Consider the following 25,769-nt stretch of genomic DNA (forward strand, 5'->3'; position numbering starts at 1 on the left):
TGGCATTTAACGTAGGCAGAAATTGTTCTGTAAGTAATGCTGAGTTTAGTACACATTGTTTGCTTTGCGTGTTTAATGGGCGATATATTTTAAGCCTAGACAAGTTTTAACTGTTAATGTGATTGAGTGTGATTTGCCGTGTTATGGACTATATTTCGAGTAACGGTAGCCAAACATAGGTTGTTCAACTGAATAACAATGAATAGGTGGTAAATGTCTGCTAAAAAGAAATTGCTAGTCGTTGCCCATGCGCCTTCTGAAAATACTCAGCGAATGGTTGACGCGGTGTTGAAAGGGGCGCGTCATGAAGACATCGAAAATGTTGAGGTGACGCATATCCCTCCTTTGCAAGCGAATGCCGAAGATGTATTGGCTGCTGATGCGATTATTCTGGGCACCACAGAAAACCTTGGTTATATGAGCGGGGCTTTGAAGGACTTTTTCGATAGGACGTATTACGCGGTGCTTGAAAAGAAACAGGGGCTACCGGCTGTAGCGTATATTAGAGCAGGGCAAGATGGCACCGGTACCAAGCGAGCACTGGAAACCATACTTACAGGGCTAAAATGGCGCTGGGTTCAGGAGCCGTTAGTTTGCCGAGGCGAATTTAGCGAAGACTTTATTGCGCAATGCGAAGAGTTGGGTTTAACCATGGCTGCTAGCCTCGATGCGGGTATTATTTAAGCCCAAGCGTTAGTTTTTTCGTCATCATCCCCCGTTTTTATCATTCTCACCTTAACTAACCTCTTCAATACTCAGTTTTTATCTAATGTCATGCTAAAATAGCGCGCTAATGTCCAATGGGCTTACGATTACCCTTAAAAGCCCCGTAAAATATCTTGCGATTACTTTCAGCGAACAACAAGGAAATGAATAATGAACATTAATCTAACCGCAGCCCCGACTACATTCGATATGCTTCATTTAGGGCTGGCCATCTTAGCGGTGTTATTTTTTGTATTGTTCTTAGTTAAACCGCGATCAACGAGTCATGTTGTGACCAACGAAAACACTGCAGCTGCACCTGAGGCTGTAAAACCAGTTGCTGAAAAACCGGCGGTTGAAAAAGCTAAGCCTGCGCAGCTAAAAGAAGCCACGCCAGATGCTGCGCTACAATTATTGACGTTATTGCAGCAAGAAGCGCGGTTTATCGATTTTACTCAAGAAGACCTCGCTGGCTATTCTGATGCAGATATTGGTGCAGCGGCGCGTGTTGTTCACGAAGGGAGCAAAAAAGCGTTAGAAACTTATTTCACCTTTGCCGCGGTTAGAAGTGAAGACGAAGAGACACGTATTACGTTACCCGTAGGGTTTAATGCGTCAGAAGTTCGATTAACTGGAAATGTGGTGGGCGAAGCACCGTTTACCGGCTCGCTTATCCATAAAGGCTGGAAAGTAACCGATATTCGATTGCCTAAGCTGGCCGAAGGGCATGACACATCCATTGTTGCGCCTGCAGAGGTGGAACTATGATAGACCCAGTAACCGCAGGGCAGGGAGCCCGTTTCTCTGTTGGTATCGATTTAGGTACGACACACTGTGTATTGTCTTATTTAGATTTAGAAAAGGCAGCTGAAAACCCTACGGCTGAACCAGAATTGACGATTATGTCGATTCCGCAGCTCAGCCAGCCAGGGTTGGTAGAAGAGAAAAAACAGTTGCCTTCATTTATTTACAGACCGCATGAGTCTGAACTTAACCCATCAGATATTGCATTACCGTGGAATGATAAGCCCGATGAGATTGTCGGCAGCATTGCACGAAATTTGGGCAGTAAAACACCTATCAGATTGGTGGCGAGCGCTAAAAGCTGGCTTTGCCATAGCGGTGTTGATCGTCATGAAGACTTTCTACCTGCGGGTAGCCCAGAGGAGGTGAATAAAATATCACCCTTAACGGCGACATTTGAATACTTAGATCACTTACGGTCTGCGTGGGAGCATCAGTTTCCTGAATTTCCACTGGCACAGCAAGAAGTCACCATTACTATACCGGCCTCTTTTGACCCCGCTGCTCGCGAACTCACAGCAGAAGCTGCCAGTGCCTTGGGACTTGATCACCTAACATTACTCGAAGAGCCACAGGCAGCAGTTTATAACTGGATACATGCCAGTGGTGATGCGTGGCGTGAACAAGTGAATGTGGGCGATATCATCTTAGTCGTTGATGTGGGCGGCGGCACGACTGATTTATCGTTAGTGGCGGTGACAGAAGAAGAGGGTAATTTAACACTTAATCGAGTCGCAGTCGGCGATCATATATTACTGGGCGGCGACAATATGGATTTAGCACTCGCCTATCGTGTTAAAGCCAAATTAGCAGCACAAGGTAAAGAGTTGCAGCCCTGGCAAATTCAAGCGATTACCCATGCCTGTCGTGATGCAAAAGAGCAGTTGTTGCTAGATAACGATACCGAAAGCATGCCCATCACGGTGCCTAGTCGAGGGTCTAAGTTATTAGGCAATACCTTACGTACAGAGCTGACGCGAACTGAAGTGCGTGAAACGTTAGTAGAAGGCTTTTTCCCGAAGGTAGGAATCAGTGACCACCCTAGAGCGACTCGCCGCAGTGCATTAACCCAGAAAGGCTTGCCATACGCACAAGACCCAGCTGTTTCAAGACACTTGGCGGCTTTTTTAAGCAGGCAAGTCGATGCTGCAAATGATGTATTGGGTGCTGAAAGCGCAGAAGAAATGCCTTTTGACCCACTTGCTGGTGCTTTTGACACCTCACAAGCCACTCACTTTATTAAGCCAACCGCGATTCTGTTTAATGGCGGCGTACTTAAAGCCCCTGTATTGTCTGAACGGACCCTGACAATTATTAACCAGTGGCTTACCGATGCCGGTGCTGAGCCTGCTCGTTTGCTCTCTGATGCTAATTTAGATCTCGCGGTGGCTAGTGGCGCGAGCTATTACGGTTATGTCAGACAAGGTCAGGGTGTGCGCATTCGAGGTGGGTTGGCGAGTACATACTATGTAGGCATTGAAAGCGCAATGCCTGCAATACCCGGTATGGAGCCGCCCCTAGAAGCATTATGTATTGCGCCTTTTGGTATGGAAGAAGGTTCTGAAACTAATGCTGGCAGTGCAGAGTTTGGTTTAGTGGTCGGTGAGCCGGTGCGTTTTAGATTTTTTGGTTCCAATACACGACGTCACGACGAAGCGGGCGTTCAACTGGATCATTGGCAAGACGGTGAGTTAGAAGAACTACCAGAACTTCAGGCGACCCTCTCGATTGACGCAAGTGGTTCTGCCAACGGGCGTCGCAAAGGTGACGTGGTACCGGTGCGATTGATGTCAAAAGTGACAGCGGTCGGCACACTTAAACTAGAAGCTATCTCGGTTAATAGCACCGACAGCAGTGGCGAATCAGAACGTTGGCAGATTGAATTGGATGTACGGGATTAAATGACAAATCAACAGCCCCAATACCTTATCGGTATCGACTTAGGCACCACGAATACCGTCGTAGCTTATGCGGATATGCAGCGGCCGTTAACACCGGATAACTGCCAGATATTTGAAATAGAGCAGTTAGTGGCGGCAGGTGAAGTCGCTAAACGACCGTTGTTACCGTCTTTTAGATATCACCCAACCAAGGGCGAGTTGAGTGAGTCCGATTTGGTTTTGCCGTGGTCAGGCTCTGTAGAGAGTGAATTATCGGGTGAGCTTTCGCAAGTGGTTGTGGGTGAGTGGGCGAGAGAGCTAGGCGCCAAGGTTGATGGGCGACAAGTAGTGAGTGCTAAAAGCTGGTTGTCTCATCCTCAAGTTGATCGCAGTGCTGATATATTACCTTGGGCGGGCGCCGAAGGCGTGGATAAAGTGTCGCCGGTATTAGCGTCTTCAAGTTATTTATTCCATGTGCGAAATGCCTGGAATACGGCTCACCCTAGTGCGTTGATCGAGCATCAAGAAGTGGTGATTACTGTCCCCGCTTCTTTTGACGAAGGCGCAAGAGCGCTAACCGTAGAAGCCGCAGAGCGAGCTGGGTTCGGTAAGGTCTTATTGTTAGAAGAGCCTCAAGCGGTTTGTTATGACTGGTACGCACGACAGGGTGAAGATGCACAAACTGCGCTCGCTAACATTAAATTATTGCTTGTTTGCGATGTGGGTGGTGGCACGACAGACCTTAGTTTGATCAAGGTGGCTAAGGGTAAAGATGACCAGCTTACATTAACCCGCGTAGGCGTGGGCAATCACTTGATGCTTGGCGGGGACAATGTTGATCTCGCATTGGCTCATAAAGCAGAGTATCAAATCAATGGTGGTTCATCTGCTAAAAAACTTAGTACCGCCAACTTGTCGCAGTTAATACAGCAAACCCGTCAAGCTAAAGAGTTATTGTTAGGCGAGAATGCACCCGAAAGCGCTAAGGTTACGGTATTAGGGAGTGGCTCTAAGTTGATAGGGGGCGCCAAAAGCTGTCACCTCACTCAGCAAGAAGTCAGAGATATTGCGCTAGATGGGTTTTTCCCTAAGATTAGTTTTGAGCAACGACCTGTCGCTCGCCGCAGTGGCATGGTTGAGTTTGGCTTGCCTTATGCCCCAGACCCCGCGGTGAGTAAGTACCTAGCTGAGTTTATTGCTGATCACCAAGATGCTTGTAAGGCATCATTAGTGGGTGATGCGTCTTTTGATAGCAATGATGTCGCGATACCCGATGCAGTGTTATTTAATGGCGGTGTTTTTAATAGCTCAATACTGAGTGAACGTGCATTAAGTGTGCTGACTGATTGGCGTAGCGATAAGGTCACAATGCTGACTAACAATAATCCGAACCTTGCCGTGGCTCAAGGTGCTGTCGCTTATGCTAAAGCCAGACGCGGTGCTCAGCTTAAAATTGGCGGAGGTTCTGCACGTACTTTCTTTTTGGTATTAGAACAAACTGAGACGGCTAAACAGGCTATTTGTCTGATGCCAAAGGGCACTGAAGAAGATCAAGAACTGACATTAAGCGAGCGAAAGTTTGCCTTACAGCTAGGGCAGCCAGTACAGTTTCATTTGTTATCAACCACGGCAGATCATGTTTACCAACCTGGCGAAATTATCACGATTGATGATGAAATGTTCGCCAAGCAGACATTTATTTCGCTACCGCCCTTAGTGGTTGTGCTAGAGAAGACTGAATTAGACTCAGTCACGGTGTCACTCGCGACGAGCCTGACAGAAGTCGGCACATTACAGATTGATTGTGTTGGCGAAAATCAACAGCGTTGGCATGTAGAGTTTGAAATACGAAAACAGCTATCTAGCCAGCGAGTCCACCAGGCTACAGAAAAGCTTCCTGCAGGGTTTGAACGTGCACGCCAAAAAGTGGAAGAGGTGTTTGGCAACAGCAAAAAAGAAGCAAACCCCAAAGCGGTTAAAACCCTGAGAGTTGATATTGAAAAAGCGCTGGGTAAACGTGATAGCTGGGAAGTACCCGTACTACGGGCGCTGTTTGACGAGTTATTAGAAGGCAAAAAGCGCCGTCGCCGCTCTGCCGCACATGAACGCATTTGGTTTAATCTAGCAGGCTATGGTTTGCGACCAGGCTTTGGTTATCCGATTGATGATTGGCGCATTGAGCAAGTGTGGGATCTGTACCAACCGGGTTTGCAGTTTGGTCAAGAAACTCAAGTCTGGATAGATTGGTGGACGTTTTGGAGAAGAGCCGCAGGCGGCCTAAACGCCGTTCAACAGGTCAGTATTTATGAAGATATTGCAAAATACCTAAAACCTGCCGCGCTAACGAGTCGAAAGCTACAAGCCGAAGCGAAGCAGAAATCATACGACGATATGGTCAAGCTGGCCGCTGTGCTTGAGCATTTACCGGTTGAAGATAAAACGGAACTGACCCAGTGGTTATTGAAAAGACTAGAAAAACCTGCTGAAACCATTACCAGTTGGTGGGCTGTTGGCCGTATCGCCTCGCGCATGCCTTTTCATGGTAGCGCGCATAATGTGATTGCTAAAGACGATGTGCAACGCTGGTTACCACAGTTGTTAAAAGTCGACTGGAAGAAAAATCAGCAAGTCGCCTTTGCGGCGGTATTGATGACCCGAATGAGTGGTGATAGAAGTCGGGATATTGACGAAGATTGGCGTAATAAGGTTGTCGAAAAGCTCACGCTCGCAAAAGCGCCCGCCAGCTGGGTTGAGATGGTTGAAACGGTTAAAGAGTTGGACGAGGCAGAAACCAAGCGGGTATTTGGTGAAGGCTTACCTGTTGGCCTTAAATTGATCCAGTAATCGTGGCGTATTTAGTAGAGAGGGTTTGAATCGTGGAGCTAGGGCTTTGGACCTTTGTGATATCCATTACGGTATTGACCCTTACGCCGGGTGTCGATACCCTGCTGATTGTACGTAATACCACGAGAGGTGGTTGGAAAGACGGTGCCGTCAGTAGTTTGGGCATTTGCTTTGGTCTTTTTGTTCATGCGACGGTTTCTGCTGTAGGTATCTCGCTAATATTGCTGCAAACAGCGTGGGCGTTTAATGCTTTAAAGCTCGCAGGCGCGTGCTATTTGGTGTGGTTAGGCATTGGTAGCTTTCGTAGCGCGTTTCAGCGTGGTATTTCTCTAGAGCCTAAGTCAGTGGCGCCGTTTCAGGCCTTTAATATTTATCGCTCATTTCGAGAAGGTTTATTGTCGAATGTGCTCAACCCCAAAACTGTTATTTTCTATATGGCTTTTCTGCCGCAATTTATTAATCCGCAAGCGTCTGCGATGGCTCAATCTTTGTTCTTAGCCGCGTTGCACTTCTTGATTGCGATGACTTGGCAGTGCATGTTAGCGCTTATTGTTATTAAAGCCAAAGACGTCATGATGCAACCTAAAATGGGTCGGTTTTTTGAGGGTGTTGCGGGTGCATTGTTTGTGGGGTTAGGAGTAAAGCTCGCATTAGACGCTGATTAAGGCACTGTTTTGTCTTGTGGCATCCACCAATGGGTATCAATAGTCGGAGCGTCGCTTGGCACTGTTGGGTTTATTAGTGTTATTAGGTTCCTTGATGCAAGGTTAGACCGCGTTAATGTATCTTGGTAGTAAGCTAAAAATAGCGCCTTGTAAGAACCGTCCCTTTTAGCTATTTGAAGTCCTTTTTCAAGCTGTTGAGCCAGTTCAGGCCGATGCTTGCTGACAAAAAAGTAGACCGGTTGTGGGTAGTAGAGCATGATATTATCGGCAACCACCACGTCATCCCCATACTTTTCTAACTCTCCCCAAATTTCATTTACGCCACGATGAAAGTAGTCGAACCGTTTATTTTTGAGCATCTCAAAAAGTTTTTCATATTTAACGGCAGTGACTACTTTTAGGTTATTGGCTTCATAAACCGGTAAATCTGCCCAGTGCCGGCCATGTCCTCCGATGAATGCTTGTAACGCGTTTAGGTTACTCACTTTACTTATTTGAGTATTCGACTCTGGCGTGACGAGTAATAGTCTCAAACCTAAAAGACCTTGATATATCGGTATTTTAATGGGGATCATTTGAGCTTCTCGCTGAGTGGTAGCAGATAAAAACTCAATATCATAAAAGCCGCTAATTACGAGGGCTTCGCCTCTAGCTTCATTGACACGCTGAAGGCCTGGGCCAATAATTTTATAGTCAGCGTCTAGCTTGCTGAGTGAGAGATCTAATACTTTAAGGCCGAATGCGTAACGGGCATGTTGCTGATAATGTTTAACGATGGTGACGTCATTAGCATACGCTAATGACGAAGTGAAAATAGATAATAGTAAAATGTGTACCAGTAGAGCAAAGGGCATCAGCATACCAATAGGTGGAGTTTAGTGATCTATTCAGTAGTCTAGCATGAATATAATATATTGATTATTTAGAATAAGGCATAGAAAGGGTCTATGCTTTACTCGCAGCATGCTAAATAGAACGATTTCACTGAATAACAGAGGGTGTTCCATGTTCAATAAGATTTTAATTCCGGTAGACCTTGAAAATGAACTGTTTGCAGAAAAGGCATTATCCGTGGCTATTCAGCAGGCGGAAAGCTCAAAGGCTAGTTTGCATGTGGTGACCGTTATTCCGGGGTTTGGCATGTCGATGGTAGGGTCGTTCTTCCCAGAAGATGCGATGGAGAAGGCGATAACCGCAGTCAATAAGCGGTTAAAACAGTATGTCGAAAAAAATGTACCCAAGTCGATTAAGGTTAGTATTAAAGCGTTGCAGGGTAAATCGCATAAAGAAATTTTAAAAGAATCAAAAGCGGTGGGTGCAGACCTTATTGTGATACCTAGCCATAACTATACTAGGGTCGATAAAGCGCTGCTAGGCTCAACCACTAGTCGGGTGGTTGAGCGCGCTAAAGTGTCAGTAATGGTTATTAAACCCTAAAAACCAATACTTAATTAAATGTCAGCTGAACCTGACCCGATACACTGACGTTAATCGTGCTATTGCCGCCTTCAACCGCGGGCCCTGGTGAGTCTGATGCCATTGCCATTTCAGATCGCATCATCGAATAGCGAATAGGTGGGCGGCTAGAACCCGTATTAACGTCCGCCGTCACAATTTGATAACCGCTTGCGCCCATGGTTTTTTGTACCAGCAAAGCGTGCGCCTTAAACTGACTGAGCGCGTCTACAGCAAGGCGTTGTTCCGCTTTTTGACGAACGACTTTGCTCACTTCAAACCCCATTGATGATATCTTAAGGTCCTTTTGTAGCTTGCCCACAAGAGTGGATAACTGGTTGAAATCAGCGCTTTTGAGCTCAATTTCTTGAGAGGCTTTCCATCCGGCTATTTGTTGGTTTTGATAAATAGGCTGTGTTTGGTAATTGCCGGTCTCGTATTTAATGTTTGATGTTTTTTTGAGTACCTCTAATGCAGAGGTCATTTGCTTATTGACGACTTTGTTGGCTTCTGATGAGAGGGATGCTTGATGAGTTGCTAGCAGCGTGACCTTCATGATGTCATTGTCTATTTCATCTTCGGCGCTAACAGATAGTTGGTACAGGTTGTAATTGAGGTCTTCAGCGTAAGAGGGCAGCGATAAAAACAATGTCGCCATCATTGTGATTACTAATGTATATCTCATAAAAAATTCCTTGTGGTCGAGCTATATAGACTATTGAATCCTAGCAGTTCTTGAGCTTTGGTTATAGTGGGTTGTTTTAGATAACTACTTCTAGGGTAAAATAGTATTCAGCACCACAGAGTATTGCTAAGCTATGTTAAACGTTCTGTAAAACCTAAGTTAAGGAGTTTGTAATGTCGAGTGCAGGTATCGCAGCGGTATTGAGCTTAATTATTCCGGGTGTCGGGCAAATTTATAATGGTTATTTTTTAAGAGGCATATTCTGGCTGATTATCACGCCTGGCTTTTGGATTGGTTCGGGGGGGATGTTAGGCTGGATTTGTCATCTTATTGCCGCATACACAGCGTATCAAAAAGCGGAAGAGAAACTGGCGCAAGACGCGGTGGATGGTTAGGCGGTGATAAGCTGAGTACTATGGGGCATATAAGTGAAGGTTAAGATGAATATACGAGTAGTCGTTGCATTATTGATGATGACCCTTGTCGGCTGTGCGGTTAATAGTCAGCCAACCAATAGCGGTCATGGGGCATCTATAGCGTCGATGGGGCAACCTGTACGAGAGGTATCTGCTTATGGCTTTATTACCCAAGTATCGGTAGCAACCCATGTTGTGAACATTAAACATGCACCTATACCTGAGATGAACTGGGCGCCGATGGTCATGAATTTTAATGTTGCTGAGAGTGTTGATTTATCGCCTTTTAAGCGGGGCGACAAAGTGCAGTTTGTTTTAGAAGTAGACCAAGCGTTAAATTATCGAATTAAAGCCCTATCAGCGCTAGCAAACTAGTATCTTCATCGGTTAACTATGTTTGGTTGCATGCTGCGCTATCAGCTTAATCATAAGCGTTACCCCCACCAAAGACAGTACAGAGAACGCTACAAATGAATACTGCATAACTGATAGATAACGGTCTAACGATGCTCTTATGGTGCCTACACCGATCAGTGACGACATCAATAGAGTGATAATCACCATACTGATCACCATTCCTAAATAGCGCGTTTTTGAGGCTAATGCTGACGCCATACTATAGTGCTCGGCAGCTACGCTGCTCATAATCATAGTCATATTAGGGGATGAAAACATCGCAAACCCTAAGCCTTGTAAAATGATGGTAGTGCAAATATAAACAAGAGAGGTATCCGCGCCCACTTGGGTGGCCATCATTAAACTAATAGCAGTTGAAATTATGCCTGCTAGTGTTATTTTTGTGGGCTGTACTCGGTCGGCTAAGCGACCAAATAGTGGGGCGGTTATGGCCATTAATACCGGGCCTATCACCAGTATTTGACCCGCTTCTTGAGGGGACAGCGCTTTAACTTCTTGTAAATACAGGCTGTAAAGAAAAGTCATGCCGAACGATCCAGAATACATCAATAATTGTGACAGTAATGCATTAGATAGCACTGCATTTGAGCGAAGTCTGTCAAATCTAAGAAGAGGCTGATCGACTCTCTTTTCGATCCAGAAAAACACTGGAATGCTGATAAGGCCAACAACTAATAAAACCCCTCCCCAATGAGTCTCATCTAAAATAGCACTGCCGGCAATTAAACAGATAATGATAGCAATCACCGCTGCGCTACCTAGCCAGTCGACTTTCATTTGAGGCCGCTTCCACTGGCTGTTCATAAGGGTATGCGTGAGTAAAAACGAGAGTAAAAGGACTACGCCGGTCATAAAATAGACCCACCGCCAGCCAAACGAAGAGGTAATAATACCGCCAATAAAAGGCCCTGCGGCTAACCCCGCGTAGATAGCGCCAATCGATAACCCCATCGCCTTCCCAAGATTCTCTTTTGCAACAACTTCAGTGATAAGCGCCATTCCTGTGGCCATGACCATAGCTCCGAAAACGCCTTGGATGATCCTTAGCGTAATAATAAGGGCGGGGCTAGACGCAAAGCCAATAGAAAGCGTTAGAAGTCCATATCCGAGTAACCCCACTTTAAAAAGTGTCTTTTTGTCTGTCGCGTCAGCGAGTCGGCCAACAGGTAAAAGAAAAGCTGTGACTGCACCTAAATAGCCCGTCTCAATTAAGCCTAGGGCGACCGCGCTTGCATGCAGTTCTACTCCCATTAAAGGTAGGGTGATTCCTACGCCTGAAAACATAAAAGGCATGGCAAACTGAGTTAACGCGATGACATAAACGAGTGACGAAATTTTTGAATGTGAGTTCATTTTTCCTCGAAATGGTTAATAAGGTCGCTAACTGGTGTAGTATTCTGAATGCGACAATTTTTAAATAATGTCCAGTACTTTAACCAATGTTGTAGAACTTACCTATGTCTTTAGCTGAAAAATATTGCCTTACCGCTGCATTCATTTTCTTTATGACTGGCTTAGTGTCAGGAATATGGAAGTACCGACTTATGGTCAAAGGGTTTGACCACCGTGCGCGTTATTATGTTGATATCACGCACCGATCTTCGCTGATGTATTCATTTGCTGCTATTTTGCTAGCTAAATTTGCTGAGCTAAGCGTTTTCCCCGCGGTGGTTAATAATACTGCAGCATTAGCGACATTAATATTCTTTGCTGCGGCTATTTTTACTTATATTGTTCATGGCGTTTTGAGAGATACTACCAATCAGTTGGAAGAACCTCATCGAGTAGGAAACACTAAACTACCTGCATGGCTTACCCCACTATTTATGCTATTACTGATTATTGCTGAGGTGGGTGGCAGTGCGGTATTGGGGGTAGGTGCACTACTTTCTATTTGGTGGTAGGTTAAAAAACATACATTTTTGTTGATATAAACGGTGAAAATGTTCTTTTAGCGATGTATGATGGTCTTTGTGTGTACACTTGTACACTAGAGATAATGACACCGTTAAAAGGAGCCTGCTCATGAGTGACGCAGAATACAAAGCGAAAAAAGGATCGTCAAACGTTGACTACCGTTATTGGGGCAATGTTAGCAGGGCAGTGCTTAATGGTGTTGTAGGGGATTACCTCGTCTCACAGAACAATCCTTTAGCGATCGATATGGGCTTTTACCATCAGGGTAAACCGTTATCGTTGCCAAACCCCGACATGACGGTGACGAATAAAGTTGCAGTGCTATTACATGGCTTAACCAATCTTGAAACAATTTGGGATATCGATACAGGCCTGAATGCTGATTCAGGTATAGATGTCGAAGGGGGCGAGGCTCGTTCTAAAATAGCTAATTATGGCGCCTACTTACAACGTGACTTTGGTTATACGCCGCTTTTTTTGCGTTATAACACGGGTCTGTCTATAGAAGAAAATGGCAGGCAGTTTACTCAATTAATGGATGCCCTTATTACGGCATACCCAAAACCAATTGATGAGATTATCTTTGTCGGTTTTAGTTTGGGTGGTTTGCTGATGCGTTATGCTCAAAAGAATGCCATTGCCGCCAAAGCTCTCTGGTTAGAAAAACTTACTCAATGTTTTTATCTTGGCACGCCACACGAAGGGTCTTATTTTGAGCGTTTTGGCCATTTGGCCAGTTCAGTCGTACGTTCTGTGCCCAAAGAATATATTAATCACTGGGCTGACTGGATTGATGTGAGAAGTGAAGGAATTCAAGACCTTAAACATGGCTTAGCGCATTTACGAAATGTAGAGAGTGAGAAGGATGATGCTCATGGCTCGTGTGGAAGTTTTTATCAACATGCTCGACACCACTTTATTAGTGGTTCGTTGTCAGGAGAAAGTAATAGCGTATTAAATAAGTTATTTGGTGATGCATTGGTTTCAAAGAACAGTGCAAACCCTAACTCCGCGCCAGAAGGTAGCCAGTTTACCCACTTTGAAGGTATTCCTCATATCCCCTTAGCTCATACCGAGACGGTTTATCAGCAAATTAAACAATGGATTGAAGAGGCTGCCACAACAACGCAACTAATGACTTACCACCCGTTAGAAATCGACTATACCGTTCCGCCGAAAGTAATGCAGTTAAGCCATGTTGATGGGAATTTATCAGGGTTGAATACTGAACAGCGAGAGATGGTTGCAGGGGCGTTTGATTTAATGGCGGTAGGGTACGAAAAAACAGTCGAGGCGGTTGAGAAAGTTCATCTCTCGATTGCAAAAGAACCACATGCTGTCTTGAGCAGAATACCCGTTGTGAACTCGGTATCCACTATAGTTGAACGTTCACAGGTAGGAATAACGGAGGGGGTGTATGAGTCTGTTAAGTTGGGCGGAATACTGTTCCGTACGGCGTCCAAACTATTAAAAATTTAGCGGGGATTACTGGCTCTTTATAGCGTTATCACGATAAAGAGCCAGAACAAATCAACTAATGTTTAGAAACGCTTAGTTAACTGCAAAGCCAACGCGTAAGCACTTAGCTCATAAGTACCTTTTGCGTTTGAATAACCTATTTGGCTACCATCGACACGGTAGTCATGTTCATCAATTTTCACGTCATCAATAAACAAATAACCCAGCGCGCCGTCTAATACCCAGTCGCCTTCCATCTTATACTGAGCACCTACCGTGAACCAGTTACGATCGGTTGCCGGTACACGCGCAGTACGGAACTCTTTCTGAATAGGAGACTCATCGTATGCATAACCTGCCTTAAGTGTAACGGCATTTGAGTATGCGTAAGAGGTACCTACAGAGAATGCCCACACGTTTTCCCATTGCTCAGGTACATGGCCAATCATGCCAGCTTGGCCGTATTTAGGACCCGCTAGAGCTGACACAGGGCCTGTACCCTGACCACTTAAAATATCAAGGTTCTCAAACTGAGACCAACGAGTCCAGGTTGCGCCCGCATAAAATGCCCAGTCAGTATTAATCTGCTGCTTTAAACTCAACGTCACACTTTCTGGCAGTGTTAATGGAACCAATGCTTTTTCTTTTAACGTTACATAGGCAATAGGGGCGGTTGGGTTGCCTGTTTTTGCGGGTACATTGGTGATAGACGCATCACCGTTCAGTTCGATATCTACTTTAGATTTATAGTTAAATCCGATAGTAGTATCCGCTGTGGGTTGATACATCACACCGAAGTTCCAACCTACGGCGTTGTCGTCACCTGAAACGTCAAAATGACCTTCTTTAATCATGGACAAAGGAATGCTATTTGTTACAGATAATGCTGAGTAGTCCTGAAATTTAGTTAACGTGCCTTCAGCATGAATAAAATCAATCCCTAAACCCACAGACCATTGATCGTTCACTTTGTAGGCAATGGTCGGTTGAACAGCTAGCGCCTTCAGTTCAGTTTCATCTGCGAAAAAACGCCCAACGAAGTCATCGTTATAGTTGCCTGATGTACCGAAGGGCGCGAATATGCCGATGCCTGCGGCCCATTTATCATTGATTGGGGTAGACATGTAGAGGTTCGGTACTACGGCTGTTCCGACAAAGTCACCGCCCATAGAACCGTTGACTGGCTGACCAATAGTATTGGTTGCGCTGCCCTTGAAGCTGGTATCTACATTAATAAAGGCAACACCGCCGGTTACTTGAGCTTTATCTAAATGAGTCAAGCCCGCAGGGTTAAAGTACTGGATAGTTGCATTCTCTGGGTTTGCTGCAGAGCCCGCATTGGCCATACCTGATGCAGAGGCACTTTGCTCGTTTAATGCGTAACCAGAAGCCAGTGATAAAGTGGGAAGTGCGGCGAGAGATAATGCACTCGCTAACGCGGAAATTGACCTTACTCTTTGAGACATACTACAACTACCTTAATACATTGATATAGGAAGACATACTCAGGAGTGAAGCACTCTTTACGCGAGCACCTTTTAAGATATTGTATTTGTTTTAAGGCGTTACCTGAGCGACTGGGACGCATTATACGTAATTTTTTGCGAATTGCATCACGCCAATAAGGTCTATTGTGTCTCTTTTTGTTGCGTTTCGAGGCTGTTAGCGTGCTTTATCGCGTTAGTTATACCAAGAGGTGCGACATTTTGTCACTTTTAGGGCCGGTTGATAGCTGTTAATCTACCCTGTTAAGATCGTTATAATACCCTATCTAGTTGAAATACAAGTACTTTTTGTAAAAAATACTTGATGCTTATCAAGCAATCCGTCGCATATAAATTATACAGTCTCCAAAACTTTTAATACGGTAAAGGTCTCATTATGTTCAAACTCAAAGTGCTTTCTCAAGTGGTTGCTGCAACGGTTGCTTCGTCTTTTTTAATGGGGTGTGGCGGTGGTTCTAGTTCAGGTTCTGCAGCATCGACCACGACGAATGTGACAGGGAGTGCGTTTGCGTCTTATGTTTCGGGAGCGAGTGTCGTCGCAATGGATGGTACGGCTGAGATTGCAGGCCCTGTTACTACTGCGGCTAATGGTGGTTTTACATTAGCAATACCGAATGAGCACTTAAGAAGTCAGTTGGTGTTTATTGCAACGGGTGGTTCTTATACAGATGAAGCGACGGGTGAAGAAGCTGCGTCAGAAGAGCTTTCAGTGGTTGCCGGAGCGGGGACGCTACAAGCAGGTTCAACCATACATGCCACGCCTTCATCTTCGATCATTCAGAAGTTAATAACTAAGCATGGCCTAACGAAAGAGGACGCAGAAACATTATTTGAAGCTGCGTTTGGTTATCTGCCAGATACATCCGTAGCCCCAGTTGATGCGACGAAAGAAAGTACCGCAGAAGAGGCATCAAAGTTAGCAGGGGTTAGGGCTGCTGCTTTTAGTCAGTTGCTGGCTGAGCTTGAGCTACCTAAAAACGCACACTCAGCTTTGCTAGATGCATTAGCAGAAGACTTGGCTGATGGGGATGTCGATGGGGTGAATAAAGCGGGGGCCGCTGTTCAGCTTAAAGGTGGCGATATGCGTCAAGACATGGCGGCTCAGTTTTCACTAGCGCTGCTGAACTTTGCTAAAGGAACACAGAACAAAACAGGGTTAAACCCAGGAAAAGTCGGCTTGATCAAGTTTAACCCTAAGGCTCAAAGTGACGATTTCGTCTACGAATTATCACCCAAAGGGATGGTTACAGAAGGTAAAGTGACTTTTGATTTAACAATTAAAAGCGCTGATACAGATGGCTCTCCAGGGGAGCCTAAGAAAGATCTACAGCCTAACATGATGCCTATGATGTATATGGCTGGCGGGCATGCGCATAGTACGCCTAATTCAGGTTGTACATTAACCGATGAGGATGGGGTGGCAGAGTGTACGGTTTACTTCCTCATGGCTTCTTCAATGGCGAATGGCAGTGTAATGGGAAACTGGGATCTTAAATTTACGGTCGACGATGCCAATGAAGTGCATTTCTTCCCAGACGTTAAGATGGCAATGGGTGATGATACAACCAGACTTAGATTGGAAGGAGGCGCGGCTGATCTCGATAATATTAATGGAGCGGGCCGTTCTTACTTTATCTATAAAGAATCTATTGCAGAAGTTGCAGGCAACTATACCGTTAAGTTTTTTATAGCAACTAAAGAGTCTATGATGAGCTTTCCTGCCGTTAATAATGATGGTGCAGCCAGTGGAGGGTTAGATGCTCCGGTATCTCTCACTGTTGATGGCCAGCTTGCAGACTTTGAAGCGAATGGCGTTTGGGCAATAACTGGTCTGAGCAAAGAAAGCCTCAGTGATTTAGAGCTAGTGTTAACGGTTAATGGTGAACCAAAGCCTGCAGGCACCTTCAACATCACCCCAACAAGCATGTAAACAGGACGCCCCATGAGAATTAGACGTACATGGGTCAACAACGCGCTGTCAATCAGCGCGTTGTTGTTATCCTCCTCAACCGCTTACGCCGCCTCTTGTTGTGGTGGCGGTAATGCCACTTCACTGGTGCTCCCTAAGTTTGGCAATCAAATGATCGATGTTTCATTTGATATGGAAGACTACAAGGGCTATTGGAATCAGGAAGGCGACTATACGAAAGACCCTGCGGGTTCAGATTTAAACCAATATCGATTGAACCTAGGCTACGCTCACCGCGTTGCCGATAACTGGCAGGCGAGCGTAACACTGCCGTATGTTTGGAATGACAATACCTATCCTGGCGTCGTATCAAAAGAAAACGGTGTTGGCGATATGAGTGCCAGTTTTTGGTATGAAACATTTGACCAAGTCACCTGTGTTTATCAGGTTAATAGCCTTGCCGATTTAAGGCCGGCTATTTACATTGGCGGTACACTCACTCTTCCTACGGGTAAGTCGGCCTATGGTGATGACGCAACAAGTAGTTTTGATATCACCGGTCGAGGCTTATACCGGTTTGATGCGAATTTATTGATTGAAAAAACCGTGTATCCGTTTACCGTTACCTTGCAAGGTTCTTACGGTAAGTACCTTGAGCGAGATGTAAATCAGGAATACGGAACCGCCGTTGCACCTTATAAAAAGAACCTAGGGGATCGCACTTTCGTCTCTGCCTCATTGGGTTACACCTACTTTCTTGAAGAACTCGACACATTGACCTTTACCGCAGCGTTAGCCGATTTAAGAGAAGGCGAAGGTGAGATTGATGGTGTTTCTGACCCTCTAACTGAGTTTGAAAAACAGTCTGTCGCGTTGACCACTGCTTATGCTTCATCAGATCTGCGTTGGGTATTTAAAGGCACATTCAGTCATGCGTTGAGACAAGACGGTAGGGGCGAGAACTTTCCAACGACTGATATTTTAACCCTAGGGGTAAGCTATGCGTTTTATTAAATCATTGTGCATCGCACTGACTCTGGTTGCGATGACAATTTCAACAACGGGTTGTCTTGAAGATTTAAAATCTGAGAGTAAAGACCTGAGAACCGATACATCAGTAGGCGGCGACGATTCAGCCCCAGCAGTAGACTTTATTGAGCTCAGCACCGAAAGCGAAACGATACAGCTAAGTTCTGAGTTAATGAATAACGATGCAGTGGTGCTTTATTACACTATGTGGTGTCCTATCTGTGACAGCCATATGAGCCATCTTCGTAGTAACGTGGTCGATCACTATCGAAATGTACGATATCTCGTTGTGGATTATGTGTCGGGCTCGGTTGCCCAGTCACGTAACTCACAAGTGTCTAATGGTTATGCGTCTTTTACGGTTTTGTCAGATAGCGATCAGTCGTTAATCGAGCAGTTTAATGCCACGATGGGTACCACGGTGGTGATTGATGACCAGAATAAAATACTGATGAACGAAGACTATAAAAATGGTGCCCGACTAATTGAAGTACTGGAGACACTACAATGATAAAGATCCAAACATCTACAAAACTGCTGGTAATAGGTTTACTGGGGTTGTTCTCAACATCGCTTTTGGCAAGCCCTGGCTATGAGGGAATGAAAGCAAAAAAACCTGAGCAGATTATACTGGCGCCTGACTTTTCACTGACAACCCTCGATGATAAAGCGATCAGCTTGTCTGATTACCAAGGCAAGGTAGTGGTATTAAACTTCTGGGCTACCTACTGCATTCCTTGTCGAATTGAGATGCCATCTTTAGAGAAATTTTCAAAGAAACATCAAAATAGTGATGTGTCAGTGGTGGCGATATCCCTTGATGACGGTAAAGAAAAAGCGATTCATAGCTTAGTGAAAAAAATGGATTTGACCTTCCCGATTGCGTTAAAAGGGCAATCTGCAGGCCATGATTATCAAGTATCCGTGCTCCCTGTGACGTATATTATCGGTAAGCAAGGCGAGTTGTTAGCAAGAGTTGTGGGCGATAGAGACTGGGCCAGTGAAGAGGCTGATGAGTTAGTCAAAGCCGTATTAGCAGGGGAGTAACGCCCCTCGCTTTTTGTTCCTTCCGCCTGATTTATTCTATCTAGTTCACAGAACTACGTATTCTTTCGTCTCTTTCTTCGCTACTTGACCTGAGCTAAGCTAATTAGTGCTAGTTCGTGGCTTTATCCTAGATTACTATCTATTTATTAATAGATTTAGATTCTTTAGTAAAAATAAATATAATTTATTGAGATTTTAAAAGAGAACCTCGGAGGGAGTATGAAGACGGTCGTTAGTATTAGTCTAGGGAAGGATGCGCTGGATTATGATTTTAAAACAGAGTTTTTGGGGCAACAATTTAGGGTTATTAGAATAGGTACCAATAACGATGTTAAGCGGGCTGAGAAACTACTTAGAGAGTGGCAGACAAAAGCTAACGTTATTGGGTTAGGGCGTGTGCGAGAGCACTATAGTGTCGGTACCCGCAATTTCGTTCAAAAAAACACTCGAAACCTAGAGCATTGTGTTAGCCAAATACCGGTTACAACAGGGGCAACTTTGCGAGGTATTTTGCATGAGTGGGCCATTCGACATACTCAAATAGAGCAAGGTAATTTCTTTAATAACTCTAGGGTGCTATTTTTAAACGGTGTCGCTAACTATAAAGCGGCTGCAGTATTAAGTGAATACACCGAGAACCTCCAATTTGCCGACTCAGTGCTTCAGTTAGGCGTGCCGAAATTCATTAACTCTTTGGCACATTTAGAGTTGTTTGCAGCGGGTACTCATCCACTTAATAAATGGTCATCTCCTCATGTGCTTTCACCTAAAGTCGTCGCGCTTAGAGAGTGGAATCGTTTTATTGTTAAAAAGGCGGCTCAGAAAGCCGATGTGATTGCGGCTGCTTATGAAGAAATAGAAGACTTTTCACTAGAAGAGTTAGGAGGTAAGACACTTTTAACCTCAACTATTTCTCAAGAGAGACTTGATAGGTTGAAGTTAAAAGGTGTGAATATGGTGGTGGATATGTGTCCACAGCTATTTGACACCACAGTCGGAATTAACGTGATTGAAGCGATGATTCTAGCGGCGCTTGATAAGAAACCGGGTGAGCTAACGCAGGATGACTATCTTGAAATACTCACCTCACTCGATACCGAACCCCGTATTTTATATCCAGCAGGCTATAAGCGCCTTAACCGTTTCGCATTTGTGATTCATCCGTTATCACAGCAGTATCTCAGTCGAGCAAAACCGCTAGATCTCGTTGCTAAATTCTCGCCTCCAACGGTTATGGATACCGTTGAAAAAGTGATGGCGTATGCACCTCCATTTGTTTATTCCCATGTGTCAGGTATTAAATCACCCACTGGCGATGAAGCTGAGGGTTGGTTGATTACTGTCGGTGGTACACCAAAGGAGATTATGGCGCATAGCCCTGAGTTTACTTATCGTCGTCTTTTAGCTGCAGCGCGTATGGCCAAACGCTTGGGCGCTCAAATTATGGGGCTTGGCGCGTTTACTAAAGTAGTAGGGGATGCCGGTGTAACGGTTGCGAAAAGAGCACCTTTACCGATTACTACCGGCAATAGCTACAGTGCTTCGGGTGCATTATGGGCGGCTAATGAAGCCACTAGACGCTTAGGACTTGTTAGAATTGATAAGAAAGGCAAGGTGCAGGGTAAGGCTATGGTTGTTGGTGCAACAGGGGCTATTGGTTCTGTTTGTGCCCGACTATTGGCAAAAGCCGTGATCGAGATTCACATAGTCGCGCCTGAAACTGCTAAACTGCTTGCGCTAAAAGAGACCATACTTAAAGAAACACCCGATGCCAAAATTCATCTGGCGACATCTGCAGATGCAGATAAAGGTTTGTCCGAGATGGATATGATCGTAACGGCAACGTCGGGGGCAGGTAAGAAAATCCTCGATATCATGAAAGTTAAGCCAGGCTGTGTCATTACGGATGTCGCAAGACCGCTCGATATCCCTGCGAGCGATGTGGCCAAACGCCCGGATGTTTTAGTGATCGAGTCAGGCGAGATCGAAATGCCTGGCGATGTGAAGATGAAAGATATCGGCCTTCCTCCTAACGTAGCCTTTGCCTGCCTTGCAGAAACCATAGTGCTTACGCTAGAAGGACAGTTTGAGAACTTCACTGTAGGCCGTAATATCGAGTGGGAAAAGGTGAAGGAGATATACAAGCTAGGCCTTAAACACGGTATGAAGCTCGCAGCTATTTCAGGTGTTAATGGCGTTTATTCCGATGAGGATATTCAGCGTGTTAAAGAACTTGCGATAAAGAACCGTGCTGCACTGAAAAAGAAAGAAGATAATAAAGTTGTTAAGATTAAAAAATTAAGAGCGGTTAAAAACAAAGCGGCTATTTAACGTGTTAAACCTAGTGGCTTGATAGATACATCGTAAACCAACGGCGACCCGAAACGGTCGCCTTTTTTGTTTGTCCTACCCTAAAGCTTCTTTATATACCGACCTTCACTTTGTCACTCAGCTATTATCCAGCGACTGACCTGCCTCTTGTTTATCAGAAAAATACTATTTTTTGTGCATTAAGTACGTTTTTTGACCACATTACTGTTGCAATCATAATATTCTAGGGTACACTTGTGCGCTCAAATTATGAGATTTTTATAGTATGAGTATCAATACCAACACACTTGATATAAGACACACAATCTGGTCATGGATAGCACGAAACCTAACGAATAATGTGAGTTTCAAGGCCTACTTTGAACCGTTGATTCAGTTGTTTTTTCCTCAGTGGCGCGCTGATCGATTTCGTAGTAGTGTAATCGATGTGCGCCGAGAGTCTGATGATATGTATTCGTTGGTCATTAAGCCCAATAAACAATGGAAAGGGTTTAGGGCAGGGCAATATATTGAGCTTACCGTCGAAAAAGAAGGTGCATGGGTGAGTCGCTTTTTTAGTATCTCTAGCAGCCCTCGTTACTTTAACGATAGCGGCCTGATTGAAATCAGTATTCGTATTCAAGAAAACGGCCAGATCACACCATGGTTACCGCAAGCGTTAAAGGCTGGGGGGGTGGTTAATTTATCTCAGGCTGAAGGCGAGTTTTGTCTTGCAGATTCAACAACGATATCGGGTGTAACCGCTTCAACACCCACAACAAAGCCCATTCTAATGATCGCAGGCGGCAGTGGTATTACACCCTTTAGATCAATGTTGCAGCAAATCTCGCTCAATGGCTTAGCCGTTTCGAAACCTGTCAGCCTAATGTATTACGCACGCAGTCCTGAACACTTTCTGTTCAAAGAAGCGCTTAATACTTATCAGCAACAAGTGCCCAACTTGACGGTAAATTTTATTGATACTAATGAACTAGGCTTTTTCAGCGATGCTCACTTGCTTAAATACTGCGACGATTTTGCTATACGGGATATTTATATCTGCGGCCCAAGCCCGATGATTATGCATGCTCGTAAGGTACTGCAAAATCAAAACGTAAACCAAGAACAAATCCACTATGAATTCTTCGGCCCAGAACCCGTATCGCTCGAAGGTTCAGGTCAGGCATCAAGCGTATTATTTCAGCAATCGGGTAAGCAGGTTACCACCAACAAAGACGAGCCTAAAACCTTGCTAACGTTAGCAGAAGACGCGCAATTAAAACCGCTGTCGGGATGCCGTATCGGTGTATGTCATCAATGCATTTGCCAGAAGAAAAGTGGTGTGGTGTACAACAGCAAAACCAAAACCTATAGCGATACCGGCCAAGAAGAGATTCAGCTATGTGTGAGTGTACCGGTAGCGGATGTGGTTTTGGCCCTATAGTGAGCGACGACTCTGAAGGGCCACAATTATACTTCTTGTCATCCTCGCGCAGGTGGGGATCCATTTTTATAGCGGTGTTTCAAAGTGAACACTAGCCAGCGACTTACTTGATACGCTTTAGCCGTTTAAATGAATTTAATTAAGGATTAAAAATGAGTGCAGCCAGTAATAATGCCAGACCTGATAGCGCAACGCTTGAGCTGTTCGCGCAGGACCTAGACCAGATTCGATCTAATACTATGGCCAAGGTAGGCCAGAAAGACGCCAACTATATTCGCAATGTTATTCGTGTGCAGCGTGTTAGCGAAATCGGCGGTCGAGTCGCATTAGTATTAGGCTTTATCAGTCCTGTCTGGTGGGTGGTTGGTGTTTTGTTATTAGCGTTTGCTAAAATCCTAGACAACATGGAAATCGGTCATAATGTCATGCATGGCCAATACGACTGGATGAATGACCCCAATATCAATGGACGTAATTTCGAATGGGATCACGCCGCCGACTCAGACTCTTGGAGACGCTACCACAATCACGAGCATCACACTTACACTAACATTATCGGAAAAGATCGAGACTTTGGGTATGGGCTATTAAGATTAAGTGATGATACTTCTTGGAGGCCTAAAAACCGCTGGCAGATTCTGACCTATTTAAACTTAAGCGCCATGTTTGAGTTAGGCGTGGCCTATCATGAAGTCGCGGGCGAACGCATCTTTATGGGTAAACGCCGCAAAACCAGCAGTTTACCGATAACCCGAAAAGAGTTGCGAAATGCTTTTTTCAGCAAAGCAGGGCGTCAGTTTTTTAAAGATTATGTTTTTTTCCCGTTGCTTTGTTTTCCGATGTTTTTACCGGTACTCGCCGGTAACTTCTTAGCGAATATTTTAAGAAACCTGTGGACTAGCACTGTGATATTTTGTGGTCACTTTACTGAAGAGGTTCATACATTCAGTATTGAAGACTGTGAAAACGAAACCCAAGGTGAATGGTACTACCGCCAGATTTTGGGTTCATCAAACTTTGAAGGCCGTCGTTGGTTGCACATCTTAAGTGGCCACTTGAGCTGTCAGATAGAGCATCATCTATTTCCTGATGTGCCGGCTTATCATTATGTTGAAATGGGCAAGCAGGTTCAGGCGGTGTGTAAGAAATATGATATTCCATACAATACAGGGTCTTTTGGCAAACAGTATTTGACGGTGGTTAAGCGAGTGCTGAAGTACAGCTTTCCGTCTAAGATTGAGGCGGCCAGTGTTTAACCGCTACCAGGGTTGATTTATGTGTCTTCCCTGGTTTTTGACCTGTTTATCACAACCAACTCATCAAACTCTGAACCCGCCCCCTAAAAGCTAAGCGCTGTTTAGACGTGCGGCGCTTAAACTACAGCTTTTGATATCGGGAATGAAGAATGCCCACCCTCTTTACATAGTTTTGAGTTTCACGGTACGGAGGAATACCCCCATACTTTTTCACTGCGTTTGGCCCTGCATTATAAGCCGCTGAGGCTAATTCGACATTGCCATCAAACCTATGAAGTAGTTGGGCAAGGTATTTCGTTCCGCCGTCAATATTCATCGTGCTATTGAAGGCATTATCAACGCCAAGTTCTTTCGCCGTTGCGGGCATCAGTTGCATAAGCCCCATCGCTCCTTGGCTTGATTTCGCTTTATCATTGAACGCAGACTCTGCATGAATCACCGCCTTGATTAATGCGGGATCAACTTTATATTGTGTCGCTGTTTTACGAATTTGATCAGAATATTTTGATTTAAATAGCTTTGTTGTATGCCAATTTACGGTTGAGTGAGAGCTGCAAGCAAAACAGGCTACCTTATAAACCTCGTGGTTAATGCCCTTGTCGGGGGCCTTGTCAGAATAGGTAACAACACCATCGTCATGACGGAATTTGAATATTTTGTCGAGCGACGATCGTTTCTGAGAACTAATAACTTTAGCCCCGCTATTTTTAACATTGGTGTACTCTATGCGTCCGTCGGCATGAACTATCTTTTTAATGCCTGCAGAAGAGAATGCTAATGCAGGCGCCAGAAGGAATGAGGCGCCTAAAATAGCCATTAATAACTGCCTCATATTTTTCGACATCCTGCTGGTCATCTAAGCATTCCCATTTTATTCGCTTAAAGTGAGTGATAATTTAAATGTGCCTGACATCTATAATAGCAAAAAGGTTCATCTATTGACGCTGTTTATGTCCCACGTTTTCAGTCATTCCCACGTAGGCGGGAATGACTGTGGTGGAGAGGGCTGGTCGGTTATAGCGGCTACTGGTTCGCTTTAACTGCCTCTCTTTGCTGGTGGCCATCGCGTAAATGGTCAATACTTTCCCCTGTTAACGAGTTGCCCGCTATGGCATAGGCTCGGCCAAAATCTTTGACATATCGGCCACCTATGGGGGTTAGCTTGAACAAATTAAAGTCTGTCATGCCTCTGAGGTTATGAATCCTATCTCCCTGTTTTTGGTACAACGCCTCAATGGCTAGATCGTACTCAGCCCCTGCGTCTAACGGTATATGCTCAGCGACCACCTGATAGTTAACGCGAATACGGGCAAATATGGTTTGTGATTCAGACTCGTCTTCAACAATCAGTACGGCTGCTTTCGGGTTATTCTTCAAATTAACGCCATGTACGGCAATATCACTAAGCAATACATAGATACAATTTTCACCCGTTGCATAAGGTGCGTAGGATGCATACGGGTGACCATTTTCATCGATTGTTGATAAATGAAGCGTGCGGCGCTTTGCTAAAAATGCTTCTAATTCTGTGGCTAGCCTAGCTTCCATTACTTTGTTTTTCATTGGGTTTCTCCTAATCTGTTATTTCGGTAAAGGCCGTGTACTGCTGCTTATAAGCTAGGTACTGTTCTTTTTGTGAGGGATGTAACTGGCCTTCTGCATCGCGTCCTAAAAATATTTTGAAAATGCATTCACCTTCACTATCGTGAAAGACAAAGGCATGGCTTTCTTGTCCTCGATGCAATTTGCTTTGAAACTTTATTACGTTAACTTTATCTAGGTTCAAATGGCCTTCGAACCCACTTTCACCTTTTAAATTGTAAAAACCATGGGCTAGCTCGCCTTGAGGGAATACGCCCTTAAATTCAAACACTGACCCGCCATGTAAAATGATGGTGGTGGTGTTTTGCCATTGGCTTATGGTTTCTAGTAGTTGCTGGGCTTTATCGCCAGGCATACTGGCTTCTGCATTGTCATTCATTCGTTGTTTGCCTTGTTCCAATGTAGATATGTTGTTTAATTT

At 44.8% G+C, this 25,769-nt stretch carries 24 protein-coding genes; 17 read left to right on the forward strand and 7 right to left on the reverse strand.

Annotation, left to right across the window (positions count from 1 at the left end):
• Positions 1-213 precede the first annotated feature (213 nt).
• The 5 genes from NKI27_RS00865 to NKI27_RS00885 all read left to right on the forward strand — a co-directional run bounded on the left by NKI27_RS00865 (position 214) and on the right by NKI27_RS00885 (position 6,898).
• The gene (locus NKI27_RS00865; protein ID WP_265047812.1) at positions 214-684 is read left to right on the forward strand and encodes a flavodoxin family protein; all 471 of its coding nucleotides are present in this window, start codon (positions 214-216) and stop codon (positions 682-684) included.
• A gap of 192 nt (positions 685-876) precedes the next feature.
• Positions 877-1,473: a DUF2760 domain-containing protein gene (locus NKI27_RS00870; protein WP_265047813.1), complete on the forward strand. Its 597-nt coding sequence runs from the start codon at positions 877-879 to the stop codon at positions 1,471-1,473.
• Positions 1,470-3,410, forward strand: coding sequence for an Hsp70 family protein (locus NKI27_RS00875; protein WP_265047814.1), 1,941 nt, complete (start codon positions 1,470-1,472; stop codon positions 3,408-3,410). The genes NKI27_RS00870 and NKI27_RS00875 overlap by 4 nt, the downstream gene beginning before the upstream one ends.
• Entirely contained in the window at positions 3,411-6,233 is a 2,823-nt protein-coding gene (locus tag NKI27_RS00880; protein WP_265047815.1) for an Hsp70 family protein, read from the forward strand.
• Between the two features lie 32 nt (positions 6,234-6,265).
• Positions 6,266-6,898: a LysE family translocator gene (locus NKI27_RS00885; RefSeq protein WP_265047816.1), complete on the forward strand. Its 633-nt coding sequence runs from the start codon at positions 6,266-6,268 to the stop codon at positions 6,896-6,898.
• On the opposite strand, the gene NKI27_RS00890 is transcribed toward NKI27_RS00885, so the two are convergent.
• Positions 6,895-7,752: a transporter substrate-binding domain-containing protein gene (locus tag NKI27_RS00890; protein WP_265047817.1), complete on the reverse strand. Its 858-nt coding sequence runs from the start codon at positions 7,750-7,752 to the stop codon at positions 6,895-6,897. The two genes, NKI27_RS00885 and NKI27_RS00890, sit on opposite strands and share 4 nt — an antisense overlap.
• Positions 7,753-7,903: 151 nt before the next feature.
• Here NKI27_RS00890 and NKI27_RS00895 point away from each other — a divergent pair, with 151 nt between their 5' ends.
• Positions 7,904-8,335, forward strand: coding sequence for a universal stress protein (locus tag NKI27_RS00895; RefSeq protein ID WP_265047818.1), 432 nt, complete (start codon positions 7,904-7,906; stop codon positions 8,333-8,335).
• A 10-nt stretch (positions 8,336-8,345) separates the two neighbouring features.
• Here the strand turns inward: NKI27_RS00895 and NKI27_RS00900 are convergent, their stop codons facing one another.
• Positions 8,346-9,038: an SIMPL domain-containing protein gene (locus NKI27_RS00900; protein WP_265047819.1), complete on the reverse strand. Its 693-nt coding sequence runs from the start codon at positions 9,036-9,038 to the stop codon at positions 8,346-8,348.
• 173 nt (positions 9,039-9,211) lie between these two features.
• Here NKI27_RS00900 and NKI27_RS00905 point away from each other — a divergent pair, with 173 nt between their 5' ends.
• Both NKI27_RS00905 and NKI27_RS00910 read left to right on the forward strand, forming a co-directional pair.
• Positions 9,212-9,433, forward strand: coding sequence for a DUF5683 domain-containing protein (locus tag NKI27_RS00905; protein ID WP_265047820.1), 222 nt, complete (start codon positions 9,212-9,214; stop codon positions 9,431-9,433).
• Between the two features lie 33 nt (positions 9,434-9,466).
• Positions 9,467-9,829, forward strand: a complete 363-nt coding sequence (locus NKI27_RS00910) for a copper-binding protein (RefSeq protein WP_265047821.1) — start codon at positions 9,467-9,469, stop codon at positions 9,827-9,829.
• A 12-nt stretch (positions 9,830-9,841) separates the two neighbouring features.
• On the opposite strand, the gene NKI27_RS00915 is transcribed toward NKI27_RS00910, so the two are convergent.
• Positions 9,842-11,224 carry an MFS transporter gene (locus tag NKI27_RS00915; RefSeq protein WP_265047822.1) on the reverse strand — a complete coding sequence of 461 codons (1,383 nt, stop codon included), beginning with the start codon at positions 11,222-11,224 and terminating at the stop codon, positions 9,842-9,844.
• A 104-nt stretch (positions 11,225-11,328) separates the two neighbouring features.
• On the opposite strand from NKI27_RS00915, the gene NKI27_RS00920 reads away from it, so the two are divergent.
• Both NKI27_RS00920 and NKI27_RS00925 read left to right on the forward strand, forming a co-directional pair.
• Positions 11,329-11,775, forward strand: a complete 447-nt coding sequence (locus tag NKI27_RS00920) for a hypothetical protein (RefSeq protein WP_265047823.1) — start codon at positions 11,329-11,331, stop codon at positions 11,773-11,775.
• A gap of 121 nt (positions 11,776-11,896) precedes the next feature.
• Positions 11,897-13,267: an esterase/lipase family protein gene (locus NKI27_RS00925; RefSeq protein ID WP_265047824.1), complete on the forward strand. Its 1,371-nt coding sequence runs from the start codon at positions 11,897-11,899 to the stop codon at positions 13,265-13,267.
• A gap of 62 nt (positions 13,268-13,329) precedes the next feature.
• Here NKI27_RS00925 and NKI27_RS00930 read toward each other — a convergent pair whose 3' ends face one another.
• Positions 13,330-14,712 carry an OmpP1/FadL family transporter gene (locus tag NKI27_RS00930; RefSeq protein ID WP_265047825.1) on the reverse strand — a complete coding sequence of 461 codons (1,383 nt, stop codon included), beginning with the start codon at positions 14,710-14,712 and terminating at the stop codon, positions 13,330-13,332.
• A gap of 415 nt (positions 14,713-15,127) precedes the next feature.
• Here NKI27_RS00930 and NKI27_RS00935 point away from each other — a divergent pair, with 415 nt between their 5' ends.
• From NKI27_RS00935 to NKI27_RS00965, 7 genes are all read left to right on the forward strand, one after another.
• Positions 15,128-16,681, forward strand: coding sequence for a hypothetical protein (locus tag NKI27_RS00935; RefSeq protein WP_265047826.1), 1,554 nt, complete (start codon positions 15,128-15,130; stop codon positions 16,679-16,681).
• Positions 16,682-16,693: 12 nt separating this feature from the next.
• Positions 16,694-17,674, forward strand: a complete 981-nt coding sequence (locus tag NKI27_RS00940) for a hypothetical protein (protein WP_265047827.1) — start codon at positions 16,694-16,696, stop codon at positions 17,672-17,674.
• The gene (locus tag NKI27_RS00945) at positions 17,661-18,200 is read left to right on the forward strand and encodes a peroxiredoxin family protein (RefSeq protein WP_265047828.1); all 540 of its coding nucleotides are present in this window, start codon (positions 17,661-17,663) and stop codon (positions 18,198-18,200) included. The genes NKI27_RS00940 and NKI27_RS00945 overlap by 14 nt, the downstream gene beginning before the upstream one ends.
• Positions 18,197-18,736: a TlpA disulfide reductase family protein gene (locus NKI27_RS00950; RefSeq protein ID WP_265047829.1), complete on the forward strand. Its 540-nt coding sequence runs from the start codon at positions 18,197-18,199 to the stop codon at positions 18,734-18,736. Before NKI27_RS00945 ends, NKI27_RS00950 begins: the two co-directional genes overlap by 4 nt.
• A gap of 219 nt (positions 18,737-18,955) precedes the next feature.
• On the forward strand, positions 18,956-21,067 hold the full coding sequence (locus NKI27_RS00955; protein WP_265047830.1) for a hypothetical protein: 2,112 nt from the start codon (positions 18,956-18,958) through the stop codon (positions 21,065-21,067).
• A gap of 265 nt (positions 21,068-21,332) precedes the next feature.
• Positions 21,333-22,490, forward strand: a complete 1,158-nt coding sequence (locus NKI27_RS00960) for a ferredoxin reductase (protein WP_265047831.1) — start codon at positions 21,333-21,335, stop codon at positions 22,488-22,490.
• A gap of 152 nt (positions 22,491-22,642) precedes the next feature.
• Positions 22,643-23,746: a fatty acid desaturase family protein gene (locus NKI27_RS00965; RefSeq protein WP_265047832.1), complete on the forward strand. Its 1,104-nt coding sequence runs from the start codon at positions 22,643-22,645 to the stop codon at positions 23,744-23,746.
• 121 nt (positions 23,747-23,867) lie between these two features.
• On the opposite strand, the gene NKI27_RS19315 is transcribed toward NKI27_RS00965, so the two are convergent.
• The 3 genes from NKI27_RS19315 to hutX all read right to left on the reverse strand — a co-directional run bounded on the left by NKI27_RS19315 (position 23,868) and on the right by hutX (position 25,748).
• Positions 23,868-24,602: a lytic transglycosylase domain-containing protein gene (locus NKI27_RS19315; RefSeq protein ID WP_320109439.1), complete on the reverse strand. Its 735-nt coding sequence runs from the start codon at positions 24,600-24,602 to the stop codon at positions 23,868-23,870.
• 167 nt (positions 24,603-24,769) lie between these two features.
• On the reverse strand, positions 24,770-25,309 hold the full coding sequence (locus NKI27_RS00975) for a HugZ family pyridoxamine 5'-phosphate oxidase (RefSeq protein WP_265047833.1): 540 nt from the start codon (positions 25,307-25,309) through the stop codon (positions 24,770-24,772).
• A 10-nt stretch (positions 25,310-25,319) separates the two neighbouring features.
• Positions 25,320-25,748, reverse strand: a complete 429-nt coding sequence (gene hutX / locus NKI27_RS00980; RefSeq protein WP_265047834.1) for a heme utilization cystosolic carrier protein HutX — start codon at positions 25,746-25,748, stop codon at positions 25,320-25,322.
• Between the last annotated feature and the right edge of the window lie 21 nt (positions 25,749-25,769).

The organism is Alkalimarinus alittae, from assembly GCF_026016465.1.
GTDB classification, from domain to species: Bacteria; Pseudomonadota; Gammaproteobacteria; order Pseudomonadales; family Oleiphilaceae; genus Alkalimarinus; species Alkalimarinus alittae.

Bases quoted from the DNA above. Each gene is read 5' to 3' on its own strand.
- NKI27_RS00965 (WP_265047832.1), top strand. From the start codon at position 22,643: ATGAGTGCAGCCAGTAATAATGCCAGACCTGATAGCGCAACGCTTGAG.
- NKI27_RS00930 (WP_265047825.1), bottom strand. From the start codon at position 14,712: ATGTCTCAAAGAGTAAGGTCAATTTCCGCGTTAGCGAGTGCATTATCT.
- NKI27_RS00880 (WP_265047815.1), top strand. From the start codon at position 3,411: ATGACAAATCAACAGCCCCAATACCTTATCGGTATCGACTTAGGCACC.
- NKI27_RS00925 (WP_265047824.1), top strand. From the start codon at position 11,897: ATGAGTGACGCAGAATACAAAGCGAAAAAAGGATCGTCAAACGTTGAC.
- NKI27_RS00940 (WP_265047827.1), top strand. From the start codon at position 16,694: ATGAGAATTAGACGTACATGGGTCAACAACGCGCTGTCAATCAGCGCG.
- NKI27_RS00915 (WP_265047822.1), bottom strand. From the start codon at position 11,224: ATGAACTCACATTCAAAAATTTCGTCACTCGTTTATGTCATCGCGTTA.
- NKI27_RS00955 (WP_265047830.1), top strand. From the start codon at position 18,956: ATGAAGACGGTCGTTAGTATTAGTCTAGGGAAGGATGCGCTGGATTAT.
- NKI27_RS00945 (WP_265047828.1), top strand. From the start codon at position 17,661: ATGCGTTTTATTAAATCATTGTGCATCGCACTGACTCTGGTTGCGATG.
- NKI27_RS00900 (WP_265047819.1), bottom strand. From the start codon at position 9,038: ATGAGATATACATTAGTAATCACAATGATGGCGACATTGTTTTTATCG.
- NKI27_RS00865 (WP_265047812.1), top strand. From the start codon at position 214: ATGTCTGCTAAAAAGAAATTGCTAGTCGTTGCCCATGCGCCTTCTGAA.
- NKI27_RS00950 (WP_265047829.1), top strand. From the start codon at position 18,197: ATGATAAAGATCCAAACATCTACAAAACTGCTGGTAATAGGTTTACTG.
- NKI27_RS00960 (WP_265047831.1), top strand. From the start codon at position 21,333: ATGAGTATCAATACCAACACACTTGATATAAGACACACAATCTGGTCA.
- NKI27_RS00935 (WP_265047826.1), top strand. From the start codon at position 15,128: ATGTTCAAACTCAAAGTGCTTTCTCAAGTGGTTGCTGCAACGGTTGCT.
- NKI27_RS00905 (WP_265047820.1), top strand. From the start codon at position 9,212: ATGTCGAGTGCAGGTATCGCAGCGGTATTGAGCTTAATTATTCCGGGT.
- NKI27_RS00870 (WP_265047813.1), top strand. From the start codon at position 877: ATGAACATTAATCTAACCGCAGCCCCGACTACATTCGATATGCTTCAT.
- NKI27_RS00975 (WP_265047833.1), bottom strand. From the start codon at position 25,309: ATGAAAAACAAAGTAATGGAAGCTAGGCTAGCCACAGAATTAGAAGCA.
- NKI27_RS00875 (WP_265047814.1), top strand. From the start codon at position 1,470: ATGATAGACCCAGTAACCGCAGGGCAGGGAGCCCGTTTCTCTGTTGGT.
- NKI27_RS00895 (WP_265047818.1), top strand. From the start codon at position 7,904: ATGTTCAATAAGATTTTAATTCCGGTAGACCTTGAAAATGAACTGTTT.
- NKI27_RS19315 (WP_320109439.1), bottom strand. From the start codon at position 24,602: ATGACCAGCAGGATGTCGAAAAATATGAGGCAGTTATTAATGGCTATT.
- NKI27_RS00890 (WP_265047817.1), bottom strand. From the start codon at position 7,752: ATGCCCTTTGCTCTACTGGTACACATTTTACTATTATCTATTTTCACT.
- NKI27_RS00920 (WP_265047823.1), top strand. From the start codon at position 11,329: ATGTCTTTAGCTGAAAAATATTGCCTTACCGCTGCATTCATTTTCTTT.